This window comes from Streptomyces sp. NPDC037100 (assembly GCF_055606225.1).
Genome location: NZ_JBVJSX010000001.1, coordinates 458,256 through 466,830 on the forward strand (window position 1 = coordinate 458,256; position 8,575 = coordinate 466,830).

The 8,575-nt window shown below is 72.8% G+C and carries 6 protein-coding genes and 1 pseudogene; 5 read left to right on the top strand and 2 right to left on the bottom strand.

The features are described from left to right. Positions 1-433 precede the first annotated feature (433 nt). Positions 434-1,273: a DUF4397 domain-containing protein gene (locus ACZ7EG_RS02120; RefSeq protein ID WP_471070906.1), complete on the top strand. Its 840-nt coding sequence runs from the start codon at positions 434-436 to the stop codon at positions 1,271-1,273. A gap of 10 nt (positions 1,274-1,283) precedes the next feature. Next, a complete protein-coding gene (locus tag ACZ7EG_RS02125) occupies positions 1,284-1,994 on the top strand; it encodes a class F sortase (RefSeq protein ID WP_471070909.1) in 711 nt (236 codons plus the stop codon). Between the two features lie 110 nt (positions 1,995-2,104). On the opposite strand, the pseudogene ACZ7EG_RS02130 reads toward ACZ7EG_RS02125, so the two are convergent. Then, positions 2,105-2,927: pseudogene (locus ACZ7EG_RS02130) on the bottom strand (sulfite exporter TauE/SafE family protein). A gap of 238 nt (positions 2,928-3,165) precedes the next feature. Between ACZ7EG_RS02130 and ACZ7EG_RS02135 the strand changes: the two are divergent. The 3 genes from ACZ7EG_RS02135 to nirD are packed head-to-tail and all read left to right on the top strand — an operon-like array spanning position 3,166 to position 7,348. After that, positions 3,166-4,383, top strand: a complete 1,218-nt coding sequence (locus tag ACZ7EG_RS02135) for an NAD(P)/FAD-dependent oxidoreductase (RefSeq protein WP_471070912.1) — start codon at positions 3,166-3,168, stop codon at positions 4,381-4,383. Further along, positions 4,383-7,001: a nitrite reductase large subunit NirB gene (gene nirB / locus ACZ7EG_RS02140; RefSeq protein ID WP_471070915.1), complete on the top strand. Its 2,619-nt coding sequence runs from the start codon at positions 4,383-4,385 to the stop codon at positions 6,999-7,001. The genes ACZ7EG_RS02135 and nirB overlap by 1 nt, the downstream gene beginning before the upstream one ends. After that, positions 6,998-7,348 carry a nitrite reductase small subunit NirD gene (gene nirD, locus ACZ7EG_RS02145; RefSeq protein WP_471070918.1) on the top strand — a complete coding sequence of 117 codons (351 nt, stop codon included), beginning with the start codon at positions 6,998-7,000 and terminating at the stop codon, positions 7,346-7,348. The genes nirB and nirD overlap by 4 nt, the downstream gene beginning before the upstream one ends. Before the next feature lie 67 nt (positions 7,349-7,415). On the opposite strand, the gene ACZ7EG_RS02150 is transcribed toward nirD, so the two are convergent. Further along, a complete protein-coding gene (locus ACZ7EG_RS02150; RefSeq protein ID WP_471070921.1) occupies positions 7,416-8,192 on the bottom strand; it encodes a peptidoglycan-binding protein in 777 nt (258 codons plus the stop codon). Between the last annotated feature and the right edge of the window lie 383 nt (positions 8,193-8,575).

Here is an 8,575-nt window from a genome sequence, read left to right on the forward strand (position 1 = left end):
CCCAGCGGCTCCGGTCGAGGGCCTCGCCCGGAGAGCGCGGGGCATCCGCAGGGCCCGAGCCGGCCGGGGCCGACCAGGTCGGTGCGCCGCTCCCGCGTGAGTCGTACGTGACATAAGGGACGTGAGTGGCGAAATCCACAGGGCCTGCCAAACTGGATCAGGCGTAGCGGGACAGTCCGCTCAATGCAGAGCGTCCGCCTCGCACCGGCCGGGCTCGACGCGCTGGGCTCGGTTCAGGGCACCAGGAGCCGCCCCCTTCTCGCTACAGGCGGCACCCGCCGCGCTGCGCCGCGACAGCCCGACGGACGCCGGTACGGGCCGGTGAAGCCCTGCCGGGCATCAGGCCCACGACCTCATCGCGTGCATCGAGAACCCCTCCACCGGCAACCGGGCCCGATCTGCGCCCGGGTCCCCCACGAAGGGAATCCCGCTGATGAACTCACGCAGCAGGAAGACAGCAGCCGCCACCGCCAGTGCCTGCGTACTGTCCCTGGCCGTAGCCGTTCCCGCCTCCGCGGACGCTGCGGCGCAACAGGAAGGCAAGGCATCCGTGTCCGTCTTCCACGGCGTTCCCGGCCTCACTGTCGACGTGTACGCCAACGGGAACGAACTGGTCCCCGACTTCAAGCCCGGCACCGTGACCGAGCCCCAGCCGCTGGACGGTGGCACCTACGACATCGAGATCTTCGCCGACGGCGAGGGCCCCGACGGCAAGCCCGCCATCCAGAAGAGCGTCGACGTCCCGGCCGGGGCGAACGCCACGCTCGCGGCCCACCTCGACACGAAGGGCAACCCCACGCTCACCGCGTTCGTCAACGACACCGCCAAGGTCCCGGCCGGTCAGTCGCGGCTGACCGTCCGGCACGTGGCCGCGGCACCCGCCGTGGACGTCCGCGCGGACGGCAAGCCGATCATCGAGGGTCTGACCAACCCGAACGAGAAGTCGCTCGAGGTGCCCGCCGGCACGGTGAACGCCGACGTCGTCCTGGCCGGGACCAGCACCGTGGCCATCGGCCCCGCCGACCTCGACCTCGCCGAGGGCGCGAGCACGGTCGTCTACGCCTGGGGCAGCGCCGAGGACAAGAACCTCGCTCTGGCGACACAGACGATCAGCGGCACGGACTCCGCGCCGAACGGTGTGAACGCCGGTGAGAGCGACGCGATGGCCGCCGACAACGATTCCGCCACCGCCTGGCTCGCCTGGGGCACCGCGGGCGCCGTCGCGGTCGCCGGTCTGCTGGCCGCCCGTCGCCTGCACAGCCGGAGAAGCTGACGGCCGGTCCATGCGTGCCTCACGCAGGGGCGGACGATCCTCCGCGGCGGCCGTAGCGGCCGCCGCGGTCGTCGCCGTCGTCCTGGCGGCGCTGCTGGTCTGGTCGCTGCGGCCGTCCGGGGACCCGGTGCCGTCGGACTTCGGCGCCCGTCCGCGGGCCCAGGAGCCCACGGACGGGCATGCGTCCGGGACCCGCGACGGCGGGCCGGGCGAGGCGGAGGACGCGTCCCGCCCCCCACCCGAGCCGACGGCGTTGCGCGTCCCACGGGTCTCTCTGGACGCCCGAGTCCAGGGCGTGGGCGTCGCGGACGACGGCACGGTGGAGATTCCCGGCGACGCCGGGCAGGCCGGCTGGTACCGCTACGGTCCCGCGCCGGGTGCGCGGGCCGGATCCGCAGTCCTCATCGGCCATGTGGACGACCGCACCGGCCGCCTGGGCGCCTTCGCCAAGCTGTACGCGGTCCGCAAGGGCGACGACGTCACCGTCGCCCGCGCGGACGCGCCCCCCGTACGGTACGAGGTGACGGCGCGCGAGGTGGTCGACCGGGACAGGCTCCCCAAGGATGTGTTCCGGCGTCACGGACGGCCGGTCCTGACCCTGGTCACCTGCGCACCCCCGTACGACCGCGAACACGGCGGCTACCAGCGGAACCTGCTGGTGTACGCCGTTCCCGTCCGGGAGCCGGGCTCCGCCCGCGGCTCACCGGCCCAGGGCTGGTAGTGCTTCGTAAGGTTCTGGGCTGTCCGTGGCGGCTTCGAGGGCCGGGCAGGGGGCGTCCGCAGGTGGGTGCAGGTACCGGTCCAGCACCTCGACCTCGACGTGACGAAGCACTACGGGGCCAGCCACTGTTCGTACGCCAGGTTCCCCACCAAAGCGAAGACGACCGTCAGCAGCACGACGCGGACGAAGCCGCTGCCCCGCTTGAGGGCGGTGTGGGCGCCGAGGGTGCCGCCCGCCAGGTTGAAGACGGCCATCAGGGCGGCCAGTTGCCACAGCACGGCGCCCTGCCAGGCGAAGGTGGCGAGGGCGCCCGCGATGGGGGTCCCCCCTGCTCGAGCGAAGCCGAGAGCTTGGGGGAGCAGCAGTTGACGATCTTGGCGGTGGCGGAGGCCGTGACGAGGTCGAGGTGGAGGATCGCGGTGAGCGCGAGGACCAGGAACGTGCCGGTGCCGGGGCCGATCAGACCGTCGTAGAAGCCGATGCCGAGGCCCGCGAGGCCGATCGCGGCGAGGATCCGGCGGCGGCCGGCCGGGCCGGTCGCGGGAGCCGTGCCGAAGGCGGGCCGCAGGATCACGAAGGCGGCGACCCCGAGCAGCACCACCATGATCACCGGCTTGAGGACGTCGGTGCTCATCCCGGCCGCGAAGAACGCCCCGGCCGAGGATCCGGCGAGGGCGGCCAGCCCGATGCGGACGGCGGTACGGACGTCCACGGGGCCTTGCGGGCGTACGTCACGGCCGCGCCGGTGGTGCCGACGATGGCGACGGCCTTGTTGGTGCCGAGCGCATGCGCGGCGGGTGTGTTCGCGGGCAGTCCGAGCAGCAGTACGGGCAGCAGCAGGAGGCCGCCCCCGCCGACCACGGCGTCGATCCACCCGGCGGCGAGGGCCGCGACGCAGAGCAGGACGATCATGGTCAGCGATATGTCGGGCATGATCGCGACCCTATGCGAGGCCGTTGCGCCGCCGGTGCGACGCCCCTCGCAGCCGGCCACCGCAGCACCGCGGGACCCTCACAGCCCGCCGCCACCACACCACGGAAACCCTCACAGCCCGCCGTCTTCGCACTTCAGGAAGCCTCACACCCACCGCCCCCACCCGCTGAGGGCAGCGTTCCCCGCGGGAAACAGAGGTGATGCTGCCGGGTAACACCCGCACCGCACGCTCGAGTGCATGACCTCGAATGAGCGTGTGGTGGTGATCGGCACCGGCCTCGCGGGCGTACGGCTCGCCCGGCGGCTCGGTGAGCTCGGCACGCCCGCGCTGCTGATCGGCGAGGAGGAACACCGGCCCTACAACCGGGTCCTGCTCGCCGAGGTGCTGGCCGGACGGTACAGCCCCGAGGTGATCACCCTGCCGGCGCCGGCCCGGATCGTGCGCGGCCGGGTCGTCGGTGTCGACCGTGAGCAGCGGACCGTGGCGTGTGCGGACGGGACGGTGATCGCATACGACCGGCTCGTTCTCGCGACCGGCTCGAACCCCGTACTGCCGCCGCTGCGGGGGCTGTTCACCGAGAATCACGAACTGCCCGAGGGTGTGCACGCCTTCCGGACCATGGACGACTGCCTGGGGCTGTCGAAGGCGGTCCGGCCGGGCGCGCGGGCCGTCGTCGTCGGCGGCGGTCTCCTCGGCGTGTCGGCGGCCCGGGCACTCGCCCTGCGCGGCGCCCAGGTCGTACTCGCCCAGCAGTCCGAGCGGCTGATGGAACGCCAGCTCGACCCGGCCGCCTCCAAGCTCGTCAAGCGGCATCTGACCGACCTGGGCGTCGAGGTGCACACCGAGTGCCGTGTGCGGGACGTGCGCTGCGTCGGCGGCGCGGTCCGCTCGGTGGAGATGGCCGACGGATACGCGCTCGACGCGGACCTGGTGGTCGTCGCCTGCGGTGTCCACCCCCGGGTCGGTCTCGCGCAGGACGCCGGACTCGCCGTCCGCAAGGGCGTCGTCGTCGACGACGAGCTGCGCACCTCCGACCCGTACATCCATGCCGTCGGCGACTGCGCCCAGCACGCCGGCGTGCTCTACGGACTCGCCACTCCCGCGCTCGAACAGGCCGACGCCCTCGCCGAGTTGCTCGCCGGGGACGCGAGCGCCCGGTACACCGGCACGCGTTCGCTGACCCGGCTCACCCTCACGGGGCACGACAGCCCCTTCGACCTCGCCGCGTTCGGCGAGACCGAGGCCCTCCCGGGCGACGACGTCGTCCAGCTCGCCGACGCGACCCGCGGCACCTACCGCAAGGTCGTCGTCCGCGACGACCGCCTGGTCGGCGGGGTCCTCGTCGGCGAACTCGGCACCGTCGGCGCGCTCGCCCGCGCCTGGGAGGGAGCAGAGCCGCTCCCCTCCGACGGCGGCCCGCTGCTCCACCTGCTCACCAACGATGGAGGCTCCTGATGACCGCCACCCCGGAGGCCACGGAGGCCACCCCCACGATCGTGCTCGTCGGCCACGGCATGGTCGGCCAGCGCTTCCTCGAAGCGCTCGCCGAGCGCGGCCTGACCGCCACGCACCGCGTGGTCGTGCTCTGCGAGGAGCCGCGCCCGGCCTACGACCGCGTGGCCCTCACCTCGTACTTCTCGGGGAAGACGCCCGAGGACCTCTCCATGACCGACATGGAGTTCATCACCACGCACGGCATCGAGCTGTACGTCGGCGACCCGGCGGTCTCCGTCGACCGCGAGGCCCGCGAGGTCACCGCCCGGTCCGGTGCGGTCTTCGCCTACGACACCCTCGTCCTCGCCACCGGCTCCTTCCCCTTCGTCCCGCCGGTCCCGAACAAGGACGCCGAGGGCTGTTTCGTCTACCGCACCATCGAGGACCTGCTCGCGATCGAGGAGTACGCCAAGTCCAAGGCGACGGTCGGCGCGGTCGTCGGCGGTGGCCTGCTCGGTCTGGAAGCGGCCGGCGCGCTGAAGGGCCTCGGACTCACCTCCCACATCGTGGAGTTCGCGCCCCGGCTGATGCCCGTCCAGGTGGACGACGGCGGCGGTGCCGCGCTGCTGCGCACCATCGAGGAGATGGGCCTGACCGTCCACACGGGCGTGGGCACGCAGGAGATCCTGGTCGACTCCGAGGGCGCCGTCACCGGCATGAAGCTCTCCGACGGCTCCGAACTGGCCACCGACATGGTGGTGTTCTCCGCCGGTGTGCGCCCCCGCGACCAGCTGGCCCGCGACTGCGGACTGACGGTCGGCGAGCGCGGCGGCATCACGGTCGACGAGCAGTGCCGTACGGTCGCCGACCCGCACGTCTTCGCCATCGGCGAGTGTGCGCTGGCCTCCGACGGCCGGGTGTACGGCCTGGTGGCCCCGGGGTACGAGCAGGCCGAGACGGCGGCGGCCACGATCGCCTCGGACGAGGCGTCCTTCACCGGCGCCGACCTCTCCACCAAGCTGAAGCTGCTCGGCGTGGACGTGGCGTCCTTCGGCGACGCGCACGGCACCGCCGAGGACTGCCTGGACGTCGTCTACTCCGACTCCCGCGCCGGCCTGTACAAGAAGCTGGTCATCGGCCGGGACGGCACGCTGCTCGGCGGCATCCTGGTCGGCGACGCGGAGGCCTACGGCACGCTGAAGGCGTTCACCGGCTCGGTCCCGCCGGTCTCCCCCGAGTCGCTCGTGCTGCCGGCCGGGGCCGGGGAGTCCGTCCAGCTCGGCCCGTCGGCGCTGCCGGACGACGCGATCGTCTGCTCCTGCCACAACGTCTCCAAGGGCACGATCCGCGGCGCGGTCACCGACCACCAGTGCACGACCGTGCCCGAGGTGAAGAAGTGCACCAAGGCCGGCACCGGCTGCGGCTCCTGTGTGAAGGTCCTCGGCCAGCTCGTCAACGCCGAGCTGGAGGCGAGCGGCATCGAGGTCGACAAGGGCCTGTGCGGCTGCTTCGGGCAGACCCGCGAGGAGCTCTACGAGATCGTCCTCGCCCTGCGCATCACCACTTACCAGGACCTGCTGGACCGGCACGGCCGCGAGGAGGCCCGGGGCGGTGACGGCTGCGAGATCTGCAAGCCGGCCGTCGGTTCGATCATCGCCTCCCTCGCCCCGACGATCGGCGCGAGCGGCTACGTCCTGGACGGCGAGCAGGCCTCCCTGCAGGACACCAACGACCACTTCCTGGCCAACCTGCAGAAGAACGGCTCGTACTCGGTCGTGCCGCGGATCCCCGGTGGCGAGATCGCCCCGGAGAAGCTGATCGTGATCGGCGAGATCGCCCGCGACTTCGGCCTCTACACGAAGATCACCGGTGGTCAGCGGATCGACATGTTCGGTGCGCGCGTCGAGCAGCTGCCCTTGATCTGGGCCCGGCTGGTGGACGCCGGCTTCGAGTCCGGCCACGCCTACGGCAAGTCGCTGCGCACGGTGAAGTCCTGCGTCGGCCAGACCTGGTGCCGCTACGGCGTCCAGGACTCGGTGAAGATGGCGATCGACCTGGAGCTGCGCTACCGGGGGCTCCGGTCGCCGCACAAGCTCAAGTCGGCGGTCTCGGGCTGCCAGCGCGAGTGCGCGGAGGCCCAGTCGAAGGACTTCGGCGTGATCGCCACCGCCAACGGCTGGAACCTGTACGTCGGCGGCAACGGCGGCGCCACGCCCCGCCACGCCGACCTGCTGGCCCAGGACCTGTCGGACGCCGAACTGGTCCGGCTGATCGACCGGTTCCTGATGTTCTACATCCGTACGGCCGACCGCCTGGAGCGCACGTCGACCTGGCTGGAGCGGATCCCCGGCGGCCTCGACCACGTGCGGGACGTCGTCGTCCACGACTCCCTCGGCATCTGCGACGAGCTGGAGCAGCTGATGCGGGCGCATGTCGCGCACTACCGCGACGAGTGGGCCGAGACCATCAACGACCCCGAGAAGCTCGCCCGGTTCGTGTCCTTCGTGAACGCGCCGGACACCCCGGACCCCGTCGTCGCCTTCGTGCCCGAGCGCGACCAGATGAAGCCCGACCTGCCGCTGCTGTCCATCGGCATGCGACCCGCCGCTGACGTACTGGAAGGAAGCGCCCAGCGATGACCCTGGCACCCGAGACCACCGACCTCACGATCGAACTCGCCCTGGACGACGACTGGTTCCCGGTCTGTGACCTGCGCACGCTGCTCCCGGGCCGCGGGGTGGCCGCACTGCTGCCGGACGGCCGGCAGGCCGCGGTCTTCCGCGACCGCTCCGGCGACCTGTTCGCCATCGACAACCGCGATCCCTTCACCGGCGCGGCCGTCCTCTCCCGGGGCCTCACCGGCACCCACCAGGGCCGCCCCTTCGTCGCCTCGCCCCTGCTGAAGCAGCGCTTCGACCTGACGTCCGGCCAGTGCCTGGACGACGAGACGGTCCGGGTGACGGCGTACAAGGTGCGGACCGCGTAGCCGGACGGCCGAAGCAGTCCCGGACCAGGAGCACCCCTTCTTCACGGAGGGGTGCTCTGTGCATTGATCACGTCCCGGAGGGAGCTGTCGCCGGGGAGCGGGGGGCGTCGGCGGCGCGTTCGCAGTGGGGCCAGTCGCCGAAGTCTCGGTCCCGGCTCCACAGCGTGCGGGCCGCCCGGATGTTCCACTCGGGGTCCAGGGCCTCGCGCGGTGTGCCGCCCAGCTCGCGCAGCCGGGCGTCGGAGATCTGGAACAGGCCCCAGTTCCGGGTGCCGTTGGTGTTGGGGAGGATGTGCAGGGGGTCGAGGAAGGACTGGCAGTCGGCGATGGCCACCGCCTTGTCCGGCACCTCGGGGAACACCTCCCGGACCCGTTGCCGCACCTTCTGCGGCGACCACACGGCCATCCGGACCCGCGAGGTGTACAGCGCCTTCTTCGTGGGCTCCCCGACGACTCCGTTGGGCTGGAGTCCGGCGAGCACCTGGAAGGCCGTGACACGGCGCTGAGTCTGCGGCCCGAAGTCCCCGTCCACGCCGATGTCCGCGCCCTTGGCGTGCAGCAGGCGTTGCACCTCCCGCACGCACTCGTCGTGCTGGCCCATCGCGATCACGGGCGAGCAGCCGGCCGAGAACAACGGCCGGTCCTCGCCGGTGCCGCGCCCTCCGCCGCCGGAGGGTGACCGGCCGCTCGTCAGCGCCCAGGCGGAGACACTGACGGCGGCGACAACCGCGGCGGTGACGACGGAGGTGCGCAGCCGGCGCCGCCGCGACGACCCGGCGGGGCGTGGGCTCGGCTCGACGCCCGGGCCTGCGCCCCGGCCGGGGGCGGCGTCCGTGGTGGGCACGGTGCTTCGGCCTTGGGCCGATTCCGTGGCGGATTCGGTGTCCCGGCCCGGGTGCGATTCCGTGGCGGGCACGGTGTCCCGGCCCGAGGCCGAATCGGTGGCAGTCTCGGCGTCCTGGCCGGGGGCCGCGTCCGTGGCGGGCCCGGCGCCCCGGCCCAAGGCCGAATCCGTGCCAGGCCCGGCGCCCCGGCCCGGGACCGAATCCGTGCCAGGCCCGGCGCCCCGGCCATGGGCCGCGTCCGTGGCGGGCCCGGCAACCCGACCCGGGGCCGAATCCGTAGCGGTCTCGGCGCCCCGGCCCAAGGCCGAATCCGTGCCAGGCCCGGCGCCCCGGCCCGGGACCGAATCCGTGCCAGGCCCGGCGCCCCGGCCATGGGCCGCGC

Coding starts and splice junctions, on each gene's coding strand:
- ACZ7EG_RS02135 (WP_471070912.1), top strand. CDS start 3,166: ATGACCTCGAATGAGCGTGTGGTGGTGATCGGCACCGGCCTCGCGGGC.
- ACZ7EG_RS02125 (WP_471070909.1), top strand. CDS start 1,284: ATGCGTGCCTCACGCAGGGGCGGACGATCCTCCGCGGCGGCCGTAGCG.
- nirB (WP_471070915.1), top strand. CDS start 4,383: ATGACCGCCACCCCGGAGGCCACGGAGGCCACCCCCACGATCGTGCTC.
- nirD (WP_471070918.1), top strand. CDS start 6,998: ATGACCCTGGCACCCGAGACCACCGACCTCACGATCGAACTCGCCCTG.
- ACZ7EG_RS02120 (WP_471070906.1), top strand. CDS start 434: ATGAACTCACGCAGCAGGAAGACAGCAGCCGCCACCGCCAGTGCCTGC.